14 protein-coding genes and 1 tRNA gene are annotated in these 17,635 nt (G+C 58.2%); 4 read left to right on the top strand and 11 right to left on the bottom strand.

Translation table 11 applies throughout. The features are described from left to right. Positions 1-48: 48 nt before the first annotated feature. The 4 genes from NTD87_RS07155 to NTD87_RS07140 all read right to left on the bottom strand — a co-directional run bounded on the left by NTD87_RS07155 (position 49) and on the right by NTD87_RS07140 (position 4,019). On the bottom strand, positions 49-843 hold the full coding sequence (locus NTD87_RS07155; RefSeq protein ID WP_262112879.1) for a carbon-nitrogen hydrolase family protein: 795 nt from the start codon (positions 841-843) through the stop codon (positions 49-51). Positions 844-855: 12 nt separating this feature from the next. After that, positions 856-2,538 carry a flavin monoamine oxidase family protein gene (locus NTD87_RS07150; RefSeq protein ID WP_262112877.1) on the bottom strand — a complete coding sequence of 561 codons (1,683 nt, stop codon included), beginning with the start codon at positions 2,536-2,538 and terminating at the stop codon, positions 856-858. 140 nt (positions 2,539-2,678) lie between these two features. Next, positions 2,679-3,140 carry an Lrp/AsnC family transcriptional regulator gene (locus NTD87_RS07145; protein ID WP_262112876.1) on the bottom strand — a complete coding sequence of 154 codons (462 nt, stop codon included), beginning with the start codon at positions 3,138-3,140 and terminating at the stop codon, positions 2,679-2,681. 108 nt (positions 3,141-3,248) lie between these two features. Further along, positions 3,249-4,019, bottom strand: a complete 771-nt coding sequence (locus NTD87_RS07140) for a lipopolysaccharide biosynthesis protein (RefSeq protein ID WP_262112875.1) — start codon at positions 4,017-4,019, stop codon at positions 3,249-3,251. A gap of 519 nt (positions 4,020-4,538) precedes the next feature. On the opposite strand from NTD87_RS07140, the gene NTD87_RS07135 reads away from it, so the two are divergent. Then, positions 4,539-4,862 carry a hypothetical protein gene (locus NTD87_RS07135; RefSeq protein WP_262112873.1) on the top strand — a complete coding sequence of 108 codons (324 nt, stop codon included), beginning with the start codon at positions 4,539-4,541 and terminating at the stop codon, positions 4,860-4,862. Between the two features lie 211 nt (positions 4,863-5,073). Here the strand turns inward: NTD87_RS07135 and NTD87_RS07130 are convergent. The 5 genes from NTD87_RS07130 to rpsU all read right to left on the bottom strand — a co-directional run bounded on the left by NTD87_RS07130 (position 5,074) and on the right by rpsU (position 13,612). Next, positions 5,074-5,150: transfer RNA gene (locus NTD87_RS07130), tRNA-Ile, on the bottom strand. Between the two features lie 15 nt (positions 5,151-5,165). Further along, a complete protein-coding gene (locus NTD87_RS07125; RefSeq protein WP_262112871.1) occupies positions 5,166-8,909 on the bottom strand; it encodes a bifunctional diguanylate cyclase/phosphodiesterase in 3,744 nt (1,247 codons plus the stop codon). A 122-nt stretch (positions 8,910-9,031) separates the two neighbouring features. Further along, a complete protein-coding gene (gene rpoD, locus NTD87_RS07120) occupies positions 9,032-10,879 on the bottom strand; it encodes an RNA polymerase sigma factor RpoD (protein WP_262112869.1) in 1,848 nt (615 codons plus the stop codon). Positions 10,880-10,946: 67 nt separating this feature from the next. Then, positions 10,947-12,908: a DNA primase gene (gene dnaG, locus NTD87_RS07115; RefSeq protein ID WP_262112868.1), complete on the bottom strand. Its 1,962-nt coding sequence runs from the start codon at positions 12,906-12,908 to the stop codon at positions 10,947-10,949. Positions 12,909-13,396: 488 nt separating this feature from the next. Then, a complete protein-coding gene (gene rpsU, locus NTD87_RS07110) occupies positions 13,397-13,612 on the bottom strand; it encodes a 30S ribosomal protein S21 (protein ID WP_002551877.1) in 216 nt (71 codons plus the stop codon). Between the two features lie 199 nt (positions 13,613-13,811). On the opposite strand from rpsU, the gene tsaD reads away from it, so the two are divergent. Further along, the gene (tsaD, locus tag NTD87_RS07105) at positions 13,812-14,837 is read left to right on the top strand and encodes a tRNA (adenosine(37)-N6)-threonylcarbamoyltransferase complex transferase subunit TsaD (RefSeq protein ID WP_262112867.1); all 1,026 of its coding nucleotides are present in this window, start codon (positions 13,812-13,814) and stop codon (positions 14,835-14,837) included. A 36-nt stretch (positions 14,838-14,873) separates the two neighbouring features. On the opposite strand, the gene plsY is transcribed toward tsaD, so the two are convergent. Next, on the bottom strand, positions 14,874-15,443 hold the full coding sequence (plsY, locus tag NTD87_RS07100; RefSeq protein WP_262112865.1) for a glycerol-3-phosphate 1-O-acyltransferase PlsY: 570 nt from the start codon (positions 15,441-15,443) through the stop codon (positions 14,874-14,876). Positions 15,444-15,517: 74 nt separating this feature from the next. On the opposite strand from plsY, the gene folB reads away from it, so the two are divergent. Next, a complete protein-coding gene (gene folB, locus NTD87_RS07095; protein ID WP_123424087.1) occupies positions 15,518-15,871 on the top strand; it encodes a dihydroneopterin aldolase in 354 nt (117 codons plus the stop codon). Beyond that, positions 15,862-16,380: a 2-amino-4-hydroxy-6-hydroxymethyldihydropteridine diphosphokinase gene (folK, locus tag NTD87_RS07090; RefSeq protein WP_262112862.1), complete on the top strand. Its 519-nt coding sequence runs from the start codon at positions 15,862-15,864 to the stop codon at positions 16,378-16,380. The genes folB and folK overlap by 10 nt, the downstream gene beginning before the upstream one ends. 9 nt (positions 16,381-16,389) lie before the next feature. Here folK and NTD87_RS07085 read toward each other — a convergent pair whose 3' ends face one another. Beyond that, complete coding sequence (locus NTD87_RS07085) at positions 16,390-17,619, bottom strand: multifunctional CCA addition/repair protein (RefSeq protein ID WP_262112861.1); 1,230 nt, start codon at positions 17,617-17,619, stop codon at positions 16,390-16,392. Between the last annotated feature and the right edge of the window lie 16 nt (positions 17,620-17,635).

Here is a 17,635-nt window from a genome sequence, read left to right as displayed (position 1 = left end):
GAGCACTTCCGCTACTTGAGAAGCGCTCATGCTAGCGAAAACGGTGGGTCAGCGCTTGTTCAGCTCGCCGTAGAGCTCTGGCCGACGATCGAGAAAGTAGCGATTGGCCGCACGTGAATCGAGCATCAACTGCCGATCCAGCGTGCCAATGATCAGCGCTTCATCCAGACCGGCCTGGGCGATGCGACTGCCATCCGGCGCGGCGATGCTGCTCTGACCACAGTAATGGATCTCACCCTCGTGTCCGCAGTAGTTGGCGTAAGCCACATAACATTGGTTCTCGAAGGCCCGCGAGCGCACGGTGACATCGGCAATGAAGTCGTAGGGAATCATGTTCGCCGTCGGCACCAGAATCAGCTCGGCACCGGCCAGCGCCAAGCGTCGAGCGTTTTCCGGGAACTCCAGGTCGTAGCAGATCAAAAAGCCGAGCTTCCAGCCGTTCAGCTCCACCAGCGGAAACTCATCCGGGCCGACGCTGAACATCGAATGATCGAGTTCGCCGAACAAGTGAGTCTTGCGGTAGTTGGCCAGGCGCTGGCCATGGCTGTCGATCAACTGCACGGCGTTGTAGATCTGCCCGTCCTCGGCGCGTTCCGGGTAGCCATACACAATGGCAATGCCGCAGGACTTGGCGATGCTCGCGATGTACTGCGCCGATGCGCCGTCTTGTGCCTCCGCCAATGCCCCAACCGCCTCGGCACCGATGTTGTAGCCAGTCAGGAACATCTCCGGGAACACCAACAAGTTGGCGTCCTTGGCTTCTGTTGCAAGCTTTTGCAGGCGTTGCAGGTTGCCAGCAACGTCGAGCGGCAGCGGCGGGCATTGGTAGAGGGCTACGCGCATTTCAGACTCCTCTTACTCGGGCAGGGCAATCGGGCCGATTTCATGGAACACATCGCCCGGGCCAGGGTTTTCGGCGTGGGTTTCGCCGCCGAAGTGATTCATGATGCCCCATACGGCGTTGAGCGAGGTCTGTACCGCGCCTTCGACCCAGGCCGGCGTCCACGAAACGTCGTCGCCAGCGATAAAAATCCCACGCTGTTCAGCGGGCATGTCTTGCTGCATGAAGTGCGCATACATCCGCTGGTTGTAGCGATAGTGGCCGGGCAGCGCGCCCTTGAACGCACCGAGGAAATGCGGGTCGGCTTCCCAGGAAACGGTGATCGGATCGCCGATGATGCGTGCGGCGATGTCGACTTTCGGATAGATCTTTTTCAGGGCATCCAGCGCCAGCTTCACGCGCTTTTCGATCGGTTGCGGAAGCATTTTCAGCGCATCGCTCATCCACGAGTACGACAGGCAAATCACTCCTGGCTTGTCGTCGCCGTTATCAAAAAGGTACGTGCCACGCGTCAGGCGATCGGTGAGGGTCATGCTCATCAGGTCGCGACCGGTTTCCGGGTCTTTGTCCTTCCAGAACGGCCGGTCGACCATCACGAAGGTTTTCGACGATTGCATGTAGCGGGTGCGGTCCAGGGCCATCCACATTTTTTGCGAGAACAGCGATTCTTCGCACTCGATCTGCGTGGTCAGCAGCCAGCTCTGGCAGGTGGTCAGCACGGCGGCGTATTCGCGAGTGTCACCCCAGTTATCGGTCACGCTGAAGCGGCCATCGGCGGCGTGCGAGATGCGTTTGACCCCGGTGCGCGGCGCACCGTTGTGCAGCGAGCTCAGGCTGGTGCCTTGCGGCCAGTGAGCGCAGCGCTCCGGCACATGGCGCCAGATGCCCAGAGGCACCTGTTCCACGCCACCGACCACCAGGTGCTGGTGATCGTCGCAGTTGGTCATCACCACTCGGAAGATTTCCAGCATCGAGTTCGGGAAGTCCGAATCCCAGCCACCGGTGCCGAAACCGACCTGACCAAACACTTCGCGGTGATGGAACGACAGCTTGGCAAAGGCTTTGGAGGTGGCGACAAAGTCGTAGAACGTCCGGTCATCCCACAGCGGAACGAGGGTGTTCCACAGCTCTTTGAGACGCTGCACGTCGCGATCTCGGATCGCTTGCTGGATCTCGCCAAAGCGCGAGCCGTCTTCGAGCGCATCCGCCCAGGCGTCGGCGACTTCCTGGAACAGTGCAGGAAGGTCGGCGAGTTTCTGTGCGTAATGGGTCTGGCCTTCCAGATCAATGACCGTGCTGCCGGAAGCAGGGGTCAGCGGGTTGGGGAAGGGCTTGGTCTCAAGGCCGAGCTTGTCGACATAGTGATAGAAGGCGGTGGACGATACCGGGAAGCGCATGCCACCCAACTCGGCGATGATCCCTTCGGCGCCTTCGAAGGCCTGGGAGCGCAAGCGGCCGCCCATTTTCGAGGCTTCGTAGACAACTGGTTTCAGGCCCAGCTTCATCAGTTCGTAAGCGGCCACCAGGCCTGCGATACCGGCGCCGACAATCGCCACTTCCGCACCGTGGTTGTGCGCAGGAATGCTGCCCAGGCCGGCCGGGTGTTCGATCCAGTCGTCAAAGGCGAATGGGAAGTCCGGGCCGAAGATGGTGACTGGTTTTTTACCGTCTGCAGGATGGCGATTGTTCTTGTTCATGGCTGACCTTGCTGGCGACTCGCACTCGGTGCTGAGTATAGGAAAAGACTGCCGCCATTCTAGGGAGCGTAGCGCACGTTAATAAGACGCAATGTGTCGTCGTTTTGCATGTTATTGATGCGATATGACGAGGGAGTTGATCAAACTGGCTGGCCGCGATCAATCTTGCTGCTGAGGATGATCGAGGTGGTGGTCTTTTCTACGCCGTCGACGCTGCCGATCTGGTCGAGCAACTGGTCGAGCTGTTCCGGTGAATCGGTACGCAGCCACGCCACGTAATCGAATTCGCCACTGACCGCACACAACTGCTGGACCTGCGCCATGGCGCTGAGCCGACGCAGTACTTCCTTGCCGGAACGCGGTTGCACGGTGATCCCGACATACGCCTGCAAACCACCATCGACCACCCGTTGCCCGAGCCTTACTCCATAACCGGTAATCACCCGTGCCTTTTCCAGCCGCGCCAGGCGTGAGGTCACCGTGGTGCGCGCAATCCCCAATTGTCGGGCGAGCATGGCCACGCTTTCACGGGCATTGATTTGCAAGGCTGCGATCAGTTGACGATCGATTTCGTCGAGGGCGGGAGGGCGGGTGTCAGGCAAGGTTATCTCCGGCGGCACGTTGCGGTGGGCGAGCATGTTACCGATTAGTGCGCCGCAGCGGGGGGCGTGAATGCTCGGTTTGCACTCGAGTCGCCTGTATGGGGTGGATCATGTGAGCTGGGCTCTGACTTCCTGAATGCTGATAGTGGGTATCACGCTGTCGGGGATTCTGGAATTTTTAGAAAGGTTATAGACCGAGAAATTCTTGTTCATGACCTTTTCCGCCATCAACTTCAATGATGGGAGAATTCTGGTGTGGAAGTGTTGGTCGAGTGCGCACGGGGATTTGTTGGATGTTTCTGTTTCATAAAAGCGGCCACTTGATTGGTTTAAATCAACCCCGACCATGATGACTTTGGTGAAGCCGGCATGGTAGGCAAGCTGCAGTGCGAGATAAGCAACTGTACGGGCATCGAAAAAGCCATCGCTGAGATTCTTGCTGAATCCGATGCTCTTTCTTCGATGTCCGAAAAGAGAAGTGCTTCGCACCAGGTCCTTGTTTCTTTTGAAAGTTGAGTCGAACCAGGATTGCTTGATCGCTGGTTTTAAAGCGAATAATTGACCTTGAGGCCGGATGTCACTTCGACGGATGTACTCTTCCCACAATGCAACTCTCTGGCTGATCTGCATTGCGTGCGAAAATAACTCGGGTTGCTGGGTGGGGAAACTCATATCAGTACAAACGTAGAAAAAAGGCTTGATCGCGGTACCCTCGAAAAGCGCGACCGCCCCGTTCATTGTGATCATTGGGACATGAGCGAACTCATCAATGGGGAAGTCTTTGGCGGAACTTCCAGACGCAATTATAAAAACAGTTCCTGTTTCAATGTTGTGGCACTCATTGAATTCGCTCACATGACTAAACTTGGTATCGATCATGAAATATTTTTCACTTGCATTCATAAGGTGTCTGATAAATATGCCAATTACATTGTTTGTTGTTGTCTGCGGTTGGAGCTGAGCTTCAAGATATCTGATAGATAGTATTTCGTCATGGGGCGTCGATGGTTGATCCCGTGAGTGCCCGATATCGAATTGGGTTAGTAAAAGGTGTTGAATATTATTCTCAACACGATCATGCGACTCGAGCTCCGTATCGCATCACCCCGTACCCTGCCGTTTTCGCCAGAAGGTGAACACTCAAAAATGCACAAGGCATTGCATTGGGTAGGTTGGGGTCGTTCAAGCTTGAACTGTAGACGCATTTTTCGCCAAGTGCATCGTCAAAACCCGGCGCAGCACAAAGTCGAGTTTGCTGGTGGCGGATGCGCTCATGATTCGCTCCTGAAAAGCAACTATTCCAGCAGCGCAGCACTCTGAGCCTCATAAGCTATCCTTGAGGCGGCACCAGAGTCCGGCCCTGTGCCGGGCTTTCTATTCAGGCAAAGGAGAAGGCGAATGGAAGGACGAGAAAGAGCCTTGATGCGAGCGAACATTTCGCTGGGACTGTTGATCAGTACGTTGAAGAAGCACGATCTTGACGCACCGCTGTCGCTGGATGATCCGCACTTGAAGGAGCTGATCGTCCAGGTGTGGGACAGCTTGCAGGAGGCGCACGCCACCGAGGCGCTAAGCAGCGTCACGACTTTTATCGACAGAACGGCCACGGAAGGCATCATGCTCAACCCTGGAAGCGTGCGGGGGTTATTGACGGCCTTGAGGACCATCGAAGGCAAACTGCACGACGTCGGGGCAAAGCATGCCCAACTACCCTTGGTGTAAGTCACTCTGATCTCCTCCCTGGCCCCGTCCCTGCGGGGCTTTTGCTATCCCTTCCATGCGTTTCCAATATTCGTCGCCCAGCCATTTGGTGGCGCCCAGGTAGTGGGCGGTGGCTTCGGCACCAGACAGCCCGATGTTTTGAAAGAAAAACACTCTGCCAAAACGTAATTGCCAGAAACACGAAAGCCGCGCAATGCGCGGCTTTTGTATTTGGTGGGCCCACACGGACTTGAACCGTGGACCAAAGGATTATGAGTCCTCTGCTCTAACCAACTGAGCTATAGGCCCTCAGTAGGCCGCAGATTATAGCGACGGTTTCCCGGCTGTGCTATCCGAAAAGTCCGAAACTGCGATGCGAAGAAAGGTTGCGGCGAATTCGTCGGCGGGCAGGGGCAGGCTGACGATGTAGCCCTGGATCTGTTCGCAGCCTTCGGCAGCCAGGAATTGCTGCTGCGCCTGGGTTTCAACGCCTTCGGCAATGATCGTGAATTGCATGCTGCGGCCCAGGGCAATAATTGCACGGACGATGGCGACATCGTGTGGGTCATCCGGCAGGCCGCGGACAAACGATTGGTCGATTTTCAGGAAGTCCAACGGCAGGCGTTTGAGGTAGCTCAGTGAGGAATAGCCGGTGCCGAAGTCGTCGATGGCCAGTTGCACGCCCAGACGTTTGAGCAGGTGCAGGACTTCAAGCGCTTCTTCGGCCTGGCTCATGATGAAGTTTTCGGTGATTTCCAGTTGCAGAAAGCCGGGTTTGAGATGGTTCTCCTTGAGCAGTTGTTCGATGCGACCCAGCAGGTTCGGCTGGCGTAGCTGTGCTCCGGCGAGGTTGACTGACAGCGGGCCGAAACTTTCATAGCGTTTGTTCCATTCGTGCATCTGCAGGCAGGCCTGTTCCAGCACCCAGTCACCGATTTGCAGGATCATGCCGTTTTCTTCGGCCAAGGGAATGAAATGTTCGGGCGGCACGTCGCCGAAGACTGGATGACGCCAGCGGATCAGGGCTTCGGCGCCTACCAGACGCGGATGGTTGAGGCTGATTTTGGGTTGATAGAACAGTGTCAGTTCATTGCGCTCGATGGCGCGGCGCAGCTCATGTTCCAGTGCCACGCGTTCGCTGGCCTGAGCGGTCAGGTCGCGGGTATAGCTTTCAACCCGGTTGCGACCTTTGGCTTTGGAGCGGTACATCGCCGCATCGGCATTCTTGACCAGCGTGGCGACGTCGCTGCCGTCCCTGGGGTAGAGACTCGTGCCAATGCTGGCACTGATGAAGAACTCGTGCTCGCCGGCCTGGAAGGGCGCTGTGAAGCCGTTCAGCAGCTTGTTGGCGATATGGTCGGCGTCGCTGGCTTGCTGCAAGCCTGGCAGCAGGATGATGAACTCGTCACCCCCCAGCCGCGCCACGGTATCGATGTCCCGAAGTTGCTCTTTGAGGCGCACTGCAATGCCTTTGAGCAGCAGGTCGCCGACCGGATGACCCAGGCTGTCGTTGATATGCTTGAAGCGGTCGAGATCCAGAAACAGCACTGCGCCCTGGCCACCGTTTTCTTGCTGGCTGTTGAGTGCTGTCTGCAGCCGGCTTTCGAACAACGTCCGGTTCGGCAGCCCTGTCAACGGGTCGTGGTGTGCCTGATAGTCGAGTTTGGCCTGGGCGTGCTTGAGGCTCGAGATATCGGCAAATACCGCAACGAAGTGGGTGATGAACCGGTCCTTGTTGCGTACTGCGCTGATGGTCAGCCAGCTGGGGTACAGCTCGCCATTCTTGCGCCGGTTGGAAATCTCGCCCTGCCAATGTCCTTCAGCGGTCAATTGATGCCACATCGCTGCGTAGAAGGCGCTGTCATGCAGGCCGGAGGCAAGTAGCCGAGGCGTGCAGCCCAGGGCTTCGGTTTCGCTGTAACCGGTGATTTCGGTGAACGCGCGGTTGACGGCGCTGATGTGCTGTTGGGTGTCGGTGATCAACACGCCTTCTGCGGTGCTCTCGAACACCGTGGCGGCCTGTTGCAGTTTTTCTTGCATCAGATGTCGTTCGGTGATGTCCCGGGCGATGGTCAGCATGCAATCGTCATCGCCGATCGGCAGCGGTCGGCTGGACATTTCACAGAGGCGAATCTGCCCGTCGTTGCGGCGGATATGGCAGCTGAAGTCACGCACGAAACCATCGCGTTTGAGCAGGTCGAGCATCTGCCTGCGTTCGTTCAGGTTGACCCATATACCAAGGTCGAGGGTCGAGCGATCCAGCGACATCGCGCTGTTGAAGCCGGTGATGCGACTGAAGCCCTCGTTGACCTCGATCAGCACACCGTCACTCACGCGTGACAGCAATAAACCGTCAGGGGAGGCATGGAAGGCCTTGGCAAATTTCTCTTCAGAGGTTTGCAGTTGCTGCTGGGTTTCTTTGAGTTGGCTGATGTCACGCACCACCACGACCAGCGCCGGGGTGGTGTCGAGCTCGAAGGGTTCGGCGGAGATCAGGCCGGTGAACACCTGGCCATTGCTGCGACGAAAGGGCATTTCCAGGTTGCGAATACTGCCCGCCTGCAAGCGCTGCAAGAGGCCGGGGCCGACGCCTGGTATGCCCCAGATGTTCAGCTCGGTGGCGGTCTGCCCGATCACTTGTTCGGCGTTGAGGCCGATTTGCTCTTCGAACGCTTCGTTGACTTCCAGCAGGCAGCCGTCAGACAGGCGTGCAATCACCAGAATGTCCGGACACTGCTGGAATACCGAGGCAAATTTCTGCTCGGAGAGGCGCAAGGCTTCTTCGGTTCTTTTGGCTTCGCTGATGTCGATCATCAGCCCACGCAGTATTGGTTCATGGCCGTGTTCGATCAGGCTGACAATGTCGCGTACCCAGAGGCAGCGCCCATCTGCGGTGATTACCCGGTAGTCGAGGCTGTGATCGCGCCCGACCAGCACTTCGTGATCGCAAAATGCCTGGGCGCGTGTGAGGTCGGCGGGATGGATGATGTTGCGCCAGAAACCAGGAATCAACCAATGGGACAGGGGGTAGCCGAGCAGGTCTTCGGCGTGGGGTGACACGTAGCTGTACGTAAAATCGCTGATTCGTGCTTCCCAGGCGATCGCCGAAAGGCTCTCCACCAGCCCGCGATAATGGTATTCGCTGGTACGCAGTTCCTGTTCCAGCGCGACCCGGCGGGAAATTTCCGAACTCAAGCGGCGATTGATGCGGATCACCACGGCCAGTACGGTGATCAGTAGCAGCGCGCCGGGCAGGCCATACGTCACCAGCTCGGACCATAAGGTGCGGTGGTCGAGGACGTTTCCGACCCAATGTTCCTGGATGGCGCTGATTTCGCCTGGGCTCATGTCCGCCAGCACTTTATCCAGAATGCCGACCAGTATTTTGTTGTCTCGGGGAACGCCCATTGCCAATTGGTAGCGATAGGGCGTTTCACCACTGACGTATAGCCCGTCGAGCTTGAGCTGGCGAAGGCTCCAGACGCTTGAGGCCAGATCGCCAACTACCGCATCAACCTCACCAGTGGCCAGTGCCTGCAAGGTTGAGCTGACATTGGACATGGGGACCAGATTGAGGTCGGGATGCTGCGTACGCAGCAGTTCATGGGGGGCATAGTTTTCCACAACGGCGATTTTCAAACCGTAGAGGTCTTCCAGTTTATGCGGTTGCGCCCCCCCTACATGGGCCAGGATGACGATTGGGAAGTCCAGGTAGGGTCGAGTGAACGAGAGGTAGTTCTGCCGTTCGGGCGTCGACATGACACCGGGCAGCAGGTCCAGTTTGCCGTGTTTGGCCTGTTGCAGGACTTCGGTCCAGCTGACAGGCTCAATGGGCCTGACCTTGATCGCCAGGCGTTCACGCACGATGTTGATGTAGTCAGCCGCCAGGCCCTGATAGCGGCCGTGCTCATCACGAAACTCAAACGGTGGCCAAGACGCGTCGACACCCAGGCGCAGTTCCGGGTGAGCCGCAAGCCAGCCACGTTCTTCGTCGGTCAGAGTCAGCGCGCCAGCCGCTGCGGTCCAGGTCATCAGCAATAGCAAAAGCATGGCCGGCAGTCTGGGCATAACGGTCTCGTTATGGCTCGGGGGGAATGTTTCGAGTGTAGACGGGCTATGGGTTGGGGGCGAAGCGAGGGGGATTTAATCTACAGAAAGCAAAACCCCCGGCAGGGCCGGGGGTTTTGTGATCACTCGTCGAGGAAGGAGCGCAAATGCTCGCTTCTCGTCGGGTGGCGCAGCTTGCGCAACGCCTTGGCTTCGATCTGGCGAATCCGCTCACGGGTAACGTCGAACTGCTTACCAACTTCCTCAAGGGTGTGGTCGGTATTCATGTCGATACCGAAGCGCATGCGCAGAACCTTGGCTTCACGGGCAGTGAGGCCGGAGAGAACTTCGCGAGTCGCTTCTTTAAGGCTCTCAACGGTAGCAACATCGATTGGCGACTGCATGGTCGAGTCTTCGATGAAGTCACCCAGATGGGAGTCTTCGTCATCACCGATCGGGGTTTCCATGGAGATCGGCTCTTTAGCGATCTTCAATACCTTGCGGATTTTGTCCTCAGGCATTTCCATGCGTTCACCCAGCTCTTCCGGGGTCGGTTCGCGACCCATTTCCTGCAGCATCTGGCGGGAAATACGGTTGAGCTTGTTGATCGTCTCGATCATGTGCACCGGAATACGGATGGTGCGGGCCTGGTCGGCGATCGAGCGAGTGATCGCCTGACGGATCCACCAGGTGGCATAAGTCGAGAATTTGTAGCCGCGGCGGTATTCAAACTTGTCTACCGCTTTCATCAAACCAATGTTGCCTTCCTGGATCAGATCGAGGAATTGCAGGCCACGGTTGGTGTACTTCTTGGCGATGGAGATCACCAGACGCAAGTTCGCTTCGACCATCTCTTTCTTCGCGCGGCGGGCCTTGGCCTCACCGATCGACATGCGACGGTTGATGTCCTTGATCTCGGCAATCTTCAAGCCGGTTTCGGCTTCAAGTGCGGTCAGCTTCTGCTGGCAACGAACGATGTCGGCCTGCAGGCGACCAATGGCTTCAGCGTATTTGCTTTTGCCTTTGGCCAATGCTTCGGTCCAGCTTTCGTCAACTTCGTTGCCCGGGAACTGGCGCAGGAAGTCGGCACGCGGCATGCGTGCATCACGAACGCAAAGCTGCATGATCGCGCGCTCTTGCTGACGCAGACGATCCAGGGCGCTACGAACACGCTCAACCAGGCCTTCGAATTGCTTCGGAACCAGTTTGATCGGCATGAACAGCTCAGCCAGCGCCAACATCTCGGCAATCGCCTGCTTGTTTTCGCGACCGTGCTTTTTCAGCGCCTTGCGGGTGATTTCCATCTGATCGGCCACAGCGCCAAAACGCTGTGCTGCGATGACCGGATCCGGACCGCTTTCGGCTTCTTCTTCGTCGTCACTGGCTTCAGCGTCGTCGTCTTCGGCATCGTCGTCCGCTTTCACGGCTTTCGGGTCGACAGGCGGCGGTACTTCTGCAGCAGGCGGCGCAATGCCGTCGTCCGGGTCGATATAACCGCTCAGGACGTCGGACAGGCGGCCACCTTCGGTGGTGACGCGAGTGTACTCGGAGAGAATGTGGTCAACCGTGCCAGGGAAGTGCGCAATTGCGCCCATCACTTCACGGATACCCTCTTCAATACGTTTGGCGATTTCAATTTCGCCTTCACGTGTGAGGAGTTCTACCGTACCCATTTCACGCATGTACATGCGCACAGGGTCGGTAGTGCGACCAATGTCGGTCTCAACCGCTGCCAACGCTGCAGCCGCTTCTTCCGCGGCAGCCTCGTCGGTATCGGCGTCGGCCAGCATAAGGGCGTCCGCATCCGGAGCACTCTCGTGTACGGGGATCCCCATGTCATTAATCATGCGGATGATGTCTTCCACCTGTTCCGGATCTGAAATATCCTCCGGCAGGTGGTCGTTGACCTCTGCGTAAGTCAGATACTTCTGCTCACGACCAAGGGTGATCAACTCTTTGATACGAGACTGCTGTTGCGCTTTTCCGGACATAACACCCTATCCACTGAAGGTCTTGGCGGGCAAAAAACAAGCCGAGGATTATACCTTAGCTATGACCTCACGCGCCACTTGAGGTCGGGTTTGATGCGGAAACATTGCGACTCAGGAGGTCGCGCAGTTGGTTTTTCTCGTCGCTACTCAATTCGCTTTGACGTGCTTTCCTGAGAAGTTGTTCCAGATTTCGCTCGCGTTGGCGGGCTGACAAGCTAGTAATGGTGTCGAAAAACTGTTGTTCAAGGTTATCTCCCTCAATCAGCCACTCCTTTTCCGCCAATGCCTTGAGCAGGCGCCCTTGTTCCGTGCCATGCCAACGTGCAATCAACTGAAATGAGTTTAGCTTAGGATTCTTCTGTACGGCTTCGAGCAGTGCCACCAGCAATTGCGTGTTGGAGTGGTCCTCGGCGGCGAAGTGCCCGGCGTCTTCAACTTTTTCGGCCAGTTGCGGGTGATGCAGCAGGGTACGCAGGGCCGCCAGTGTTGGCGGCTCGACCGCGGCCGGGATGCGTGGGGCGCGAGGTTGGTCGCGATCACCGCCACGTTTGCCTTTCTTGTCCCAGGGTTTGTTATCCCACTTCTTGCCGCCGCTGCCGGGTTTTTTCGGTGTCCACTCTTGCTGGGGCGTGTAGGCCTCCTGCGGTTGGTGGTAGTCGGAATAGTCCGGCATGGCGTCGTAATCGATGCCTGGATCGTAGGCGGGCGGCGCGTCCTGCGGGGCGCTGTGCACCAACTGACTGACGGCTTCGCTGTTGAGGCCGGTAATTTCGGTCAGGCGCTGGCGCATCAGGGTACGCAGATTGGCACCCGGTACTTTGTCGATCAACGGTGCGGCGAGGGTGGCCATGTGGGCCTTGCCCTCGAGCGAGCGCGGGTCGGATTCCTCGGTCAGTTGCTGGAAGAAATAATCTGCCAATGGCTGGGCGTGCTGATTGATCCGTGCGCGGAAGGCGTCGGTGCCTTCGGAGCGGACCAGTGTGTCCGGGTCTTCGCCTTCGGGCAGGAACAGGAAGCGCGCACGCCGTCCGTCTTGCAGGCTCGAAAGCGTTGATTCCAGGGCGCGCCAGGCGGCGTTACGGCCGGCCTGGTCGCCGTCGAAACAAAACAGCACGTTGGGCACGACGCGAAACAGTCGTTTCAGGTGTTCTTCGCTGGTGGCGGTGCCGAGCGTGGCGACGGCATTGCGCAAGCCTTGCTGGGCCAGGGCGATGACGTCCATGTAGCCTTCGACGACGATGATCTCGTCGAGATTGCGGTTGTTCTTGCGCGCTTCATACAAGCCATAGAGTTCCTGGCCTTTATGAAAGACCGGGGTTTCCGGCGAGTTCAGGTATTTCGGTTTGTCGTCGCCCAGTACTCGGCCACCAAACGCGATGATGCGCCCGCGACTGTCGCGAATCGGGAACATCACGCGGTCGCGAAAGCGATCGTAGCGTTTGCCGGTTTCGGCGTTCTCGATCAGCAGGCCGGCGTCGATCATGGCTTTTTGTTGCAGGGTGTCGCTGCTCAGGTGCTTGAACAGATTGTCCCAGCCCGGTGGCGCGAAGCCGAGACCGAAATCGCGAGCGATCTCACCGGTCAGGCCGCGACCCTTCAAGTAGTCGACAGCCGCTTTGCGCGCCGGATGGCTTTTCAGCGCCTGGCGGTAAAAGTCAGCAGCGGCGGTCAGCAGTGGGTAAAGCGGCGAGTCGGTCGGTTGTCGCGGTTTGTGCGGGCGACCGCTTTCCTCGCGAGGTATTTCCATGCCGGCGGCTTTGGCCAGTTCTTCGACGGCCTGGGGGAAATCCAGGTTGTCGTGGTCCATGATAAAGCCGAGGGCATTGCCGCCAGCGCCGCAGCCAAAGCAGTAATAGAACTGTTTGTCCGGGCTGACGCTGAAGGAGGGGGTTTTTTCTTTGTGAAATGGGCAGCAGGCGGTGTAGTTCTTGCCGGCTTTTTTCATTTGCAGGCGCGAGCTGACCACATCGACGATGTCGGTGCGGTTCAGAAGGTCGTCAATAAAGCTCTGGGGAATTAGCCCGGCCATGGCGTTCTCGTCATCACTGCGCTGAAAATTTAACCCGCGCGAAGGGCGGCCTGATGCTGGTCATTGTTTTGAGGCGCGGCAGATGTGCGGCTCGACCAGGTATCGTCTGCGTATTCGCTGTCGGGAAGTGTATCTGCCGAAAATCCGCTGACGTGAGTGCTCATCGGTATTCGACTGTTTGAAAGTATTGCGCTGAGTCCGCAATGGCCAATGAAAGGCCTCGGATAGCTCATAAGTGGGCACGCAATATCGTGCCTTGGGCTGATCGTCGTGAGAGGAATCAGTAATAGGTGTGCTCGTCAGTAGCCTTGGAAGGCTCGTCAGAAGAGACGTGCACCGCTGGCAAAAGAGCCAGGTCTGACGTGTGAAGCAGATTTGTCTCGGTCGCGTCTGCGGCTTTGACGGTGAAGCATCAAGCGATATCCGCAAATGCCATAAGCCCGGCTGAGGGCCGGGCTTGGCAGAAGCTTGCTACGAACGTCTGTGTATTAGTACAGACGAACGGCGCGGCGCTGTTCGCGCTGAACTTTCTTGGCGTGACGCTTAACAGCGGCTGCTGCTTTACGCTTACGCTCAGAAGTTGGCTTCTCGTAGAATTCGCGGCTACGAACTTCAGCCAGTACACCGGCTTTTTCGCAGGAGCGCTTGAAACGACGCAGAGCTACGTCGAAGGGTTCGTTCTCTTTTACTTTGACGGCTGGCATCCAGAGCTACCTTCATTCATTACCGGGGTCAACATCCTCGCGGCAAAAGTGCACTTGAAGACGTCGGTTTTTAAGGGTTGCGGATGTTAACTCCTCATCGCTCGGAATGCAAAGCCTCTGATCGAAAACCGCTAGTCGGGGCATCGCATGGCGACTATTATGCGCGCCTTCGAATTTAGCCTAAACAAGGCGCAAACCCATGCTAGTACTGGGATTAGAAACCTCCTGCGACGAAACCGGCGTCGCACTTTACGACAGTGAAAGAGGTCTGCTGGCCGACGCGCTGTTCAGTCAGATCGACCTGCATCGCGCCTATGGTGGCGTGGTGCCGGAGCTGGCCTCGCGTGACCATGTCAAACGCATGCTGCCCTTGATTCGTCAGGTGTTGGCCGAAGCTGACTGCGTACCGACCGAGATCGATGCGATCGCCTATACCGCGGGTCCTGGCCTGGTGGGTGCCTTGCTGGTGGGGGCTTCCTGCGCGCAGGCGCTGGCGTTTGCCTGGGGCATTCCGGCCTTGGGTGTGCACCACATGGAAGGCCACTTGCTGGCACCGATGCTGGAGCCGCAACCGCCCGAATTCCCGTTCGTCGCTTTGTTGGTGTCCGGTGGTCATACGCAGTTGGTTCGGGTCGATGGAATCGGCCAATACGAGTTATTGGGCGAGACGCTCGATGACGCTGCCGGTGAGGCGTTCGACAAGACCGCGAAGATGATGGGGCTCAATTACCCTGGCGGTCCGGAAATCGCACGACTGGCTGCGCAGGGCGTTGCCGGACGTTTCGTCTTCCCGCGTCCGATGTGTGATCGGCCGGGTCTGGATTTCAGCTTCAGCGGCTTGAAAACCTTTGCCTTGAACACCTGGCAGCAGCGCGTCAGCGCCGGGGACGACGGCGAGCAAACCCGCAGCGACATCTCGCTGGCCTTCCAGCAGGCGGTGGTGGAGACTTTGACCATCAAGTGCAAGCGCGCCCTTAAGCAGGCGGGTCTCAAGCGTCTGGTGATCGCGGGTGGCGTCAGTGCCAACAAGGCATTGCGCGCTTCCCTGGAGAAAATGCTCGGCGACATGAAGGGCGACGTTTACTACGCACGGCCGGAGTTCTGCACCGATAACGGCGCGATGATCGCTTTTGCCGGATGTCAGCGGCTACAGGCCGGTCAGCAGGAAAGCCTGGCGATCAGCGTGCAGGCGCGCTGGCCGATGGAGCAGTTGTCGCCGCTGTAAAGGTCGATGAACCTGAGTTGCATTCATCGGCAATATTTAAAAATGCCGTTCGCGCCCGGCAAACAGGTCGCGTAGATTGCCGCGATGGCGCCAGACGATCAGCGCCGTCAGCGCGCTCATGGGCAGCAGTGCTCCCGGTTCTTGCCAGGCCAGCAGTGGCAGGGTCAGGGGTGTGGCGATCAGGGCGGCCAGCGAGCTGGTGCGGGTGAGGTAGAAGGTCAGTAGCCAGGCGCCAAGAGCCAGAAGCGCTGCCGGAGGATAAAGCCCCAGCAGCATGCCGGCGGCCGTTGCAACACCTTTGCCGCCGCGAAAGCGGAAGTACAGCGGAAACAGATGGCCGATGACAGCATAGACGCCGATCCAGGCCTGTTGCTGTACCGAGAGGCCTGCAAGCCCTGCGATCAACACGGGTAGCAGGCCTTTGCAGAGGTCGCCGAACAAGGTCAGGACCGCGAGTTTTTTACCGGCCAGGCGTAACATGTTGGTGGCGCCGGCATTGCCCGAGCCACTCATTCGCGGATCGGGGTTTCCGGTCAGGCGGCTGAGCAAAATGGCAAAGGACAGAGAGCCAAGCAGGTAGGCGAGGATCGCCAGTAACCAAAACATGCTAACTATTCCGGGCGAGGACGCCCTGATTCTAACGGCGCATTGCGCCCTTGTCGTGCTGCGGAGAAGAGTGCTTGGACAGAGTGTTTATCGAGGGCCTGGAAGTCGACACGGTGATCGGTGCCTACGACTGGGAGCGTGGCATCCGTCAGTGCCTGCGTCTTGATCTGAGCTTCGCCTGGGACAATCGCCCGGCAGCGGCCGGTGATGACCTGACCCTGGCGCTCGACTACGCCAGCGTGACGGCACGTATTCAAGCGTTTGCCGAGCAGGCGCAGTACCAGTTGGTTGAAACTTTTGCCGAGCGTCTGGCGGAAGTCTTGATGAGCGAATTCAAGATTACCTGGCTGCGCCTCAAGCTGACCAAACCGGGGGCTATCCCGGCTGCAACGGGCGTGGGCGTGGAGATCGAGCGCGGATGTCGCTAACTCAGGTATTTCTTGGGCTCGGCAGCAATGTCGAGCGCGAAGCTCATCTGCAAGCGGGATTGGAGGCGCTTGCCGGTTTTCTGGTGGATATGCGCTGCTCGGCGGTGTTCGAAAGCCAGCCGGTCGGGATCAAGAGCGGGCCGTTTTTCAATTTTGTGGTGTCGGCGTTTACCGACCTACCGTTGATGGAACTGGACCGTCGGTTGAAGTTTATCGAAGCCGACAACGGTCGTTATGCTCCCGATCGCAAAGGCTTGCCGTTGGATATCGACGTGCTGCTGTATGGCGATCTGGTGGGCAATTTCGACGGATTGATCCTGCCGCGAGCGGAAATCCTGAAAAATGCCTTTGTGCTGTGGCCGTTGTCGCTGATTGCGCCGGATAGACTGCACCCAGGCGTAGGTAAAAGCTTTGCGACACTGTGGAGCGAAGCGCAGATCGATCAGGTCCTGGCACCGGTGGCGTTCGAGTGGCGTGGCGAGCAATTGACCCCTACAGCGATGCTGTAGGGGGCGTTTCTACGTAAGGGTTTGTGCCTTGTACGACTTCAGCGCCTTGAGCCGTTCGCGCTTGAGCGCTTCGCCCAGCTCAGGGCCTTTGAACCCCTGCTCCAGCAATGGTTGAACCGCCACGGTGCGTGCGGCTGTTGCCGCGCCTCGCAAGTAGTCCGCTTGTGGATAACTTCTCTGCTCGAGGCCTTTGCGGCCCCGTGCGTCCATTTCGCAGGCTTTGATGAACTCTTCGAAGCGCTGTGGCCGTCGGTAAACGTCGAAGCTTTGCAGCAACTCCAGCAATGTCGACGGTTTCAGCTCCAGTGCGCGATGACCATGGGTGTGGTACTCGCCCACGAGTAGTGCCAGCTCCTGGCAGTCGCGCGGGGCCTTGAAGCGTTCGTTGACCGCTTTGATCAGCTTCAGGCCCTTGTGCTCGTGGGCGATGTGCTTGGGCCACTGGCTCTCGGGTGTCAGGCCTTTGCCCAGATCGTGCAGCAAGCAGGCCCAGCGCACGGTTAGCGGCTGTTTGTGCAAGGCAGTTTGTTCAAGAACGCTCAGGGTGTGCACGCCGCTGTCGATTTCCGGGTGGTGGACTTCGGGCTGTGGCACGCCGAACAGCGCGTCAATCTCGGGGATCAAGACCTTCAGGGCGCCGCAATCGCGCAGGACCTGGATGAATACTTGTGGCTGATCTTCCATCAAGGCGCGGGATATTTCTTTCCAGCTGCGTTCTGCGGTCAGAGCCTCAAGCTCACCTGATTCACTGAGCTGACGCATCAGTTCCAGGGTCTCTGGGGCTACCGTGAAGCCGAGTCCGGCATAGCGCGCGGCGAAACGGGCAACGCGCAGGACTCGGAGTGGATCTTCGGCGAACGCGGGGGAAACGTGGCGAAGCAAGCGTGCCTCAAGATCGCGCTGGCCGTGATACGGATCGGTCAATTGACCGTGATCGTCTTCGGCCATGGCATTGATTGTCAGGTCGCGACGAATCAGGTCTTCTTCCAGGGTGACTTCGGGGCTGGCGTGGAAGGTGAAGCCGCCGTAGCCGCGTCCGCTTTTGCGTTCGGTGCGGGCAAGCGCGTATTCCTCACCGCTCTTGGGGTGCAGGAACACCGGAAAGTCGGCGCCTACCGGGCGATAGCCCTTGGCGAGCATTTCTTCGGTACTGGCGCCCACCACCACCCAGTCGATATCGGTAACAGGCTTGCCGAGCAGGCGATCACGGACCGCGCCGCCGACTTTATAAATCTGCATAAAAAACCTCCGTTAG

This window comes from Pseudomonas sp. 6D_7.1_Bac1, from assembly GCF_025465945.1.
Taxonomy (GTDB): Bacteria; Pseudomonadota; Gammaproteobacteria; order Pseudomonadales; family Pseudomonadaceae; genus Aquipseudomonas.
The sequence above is the reverse complement of the archived record's forward strand: the minus strand, read 5'-3'. Positions and strand labels throughout refer to the sequence as shown.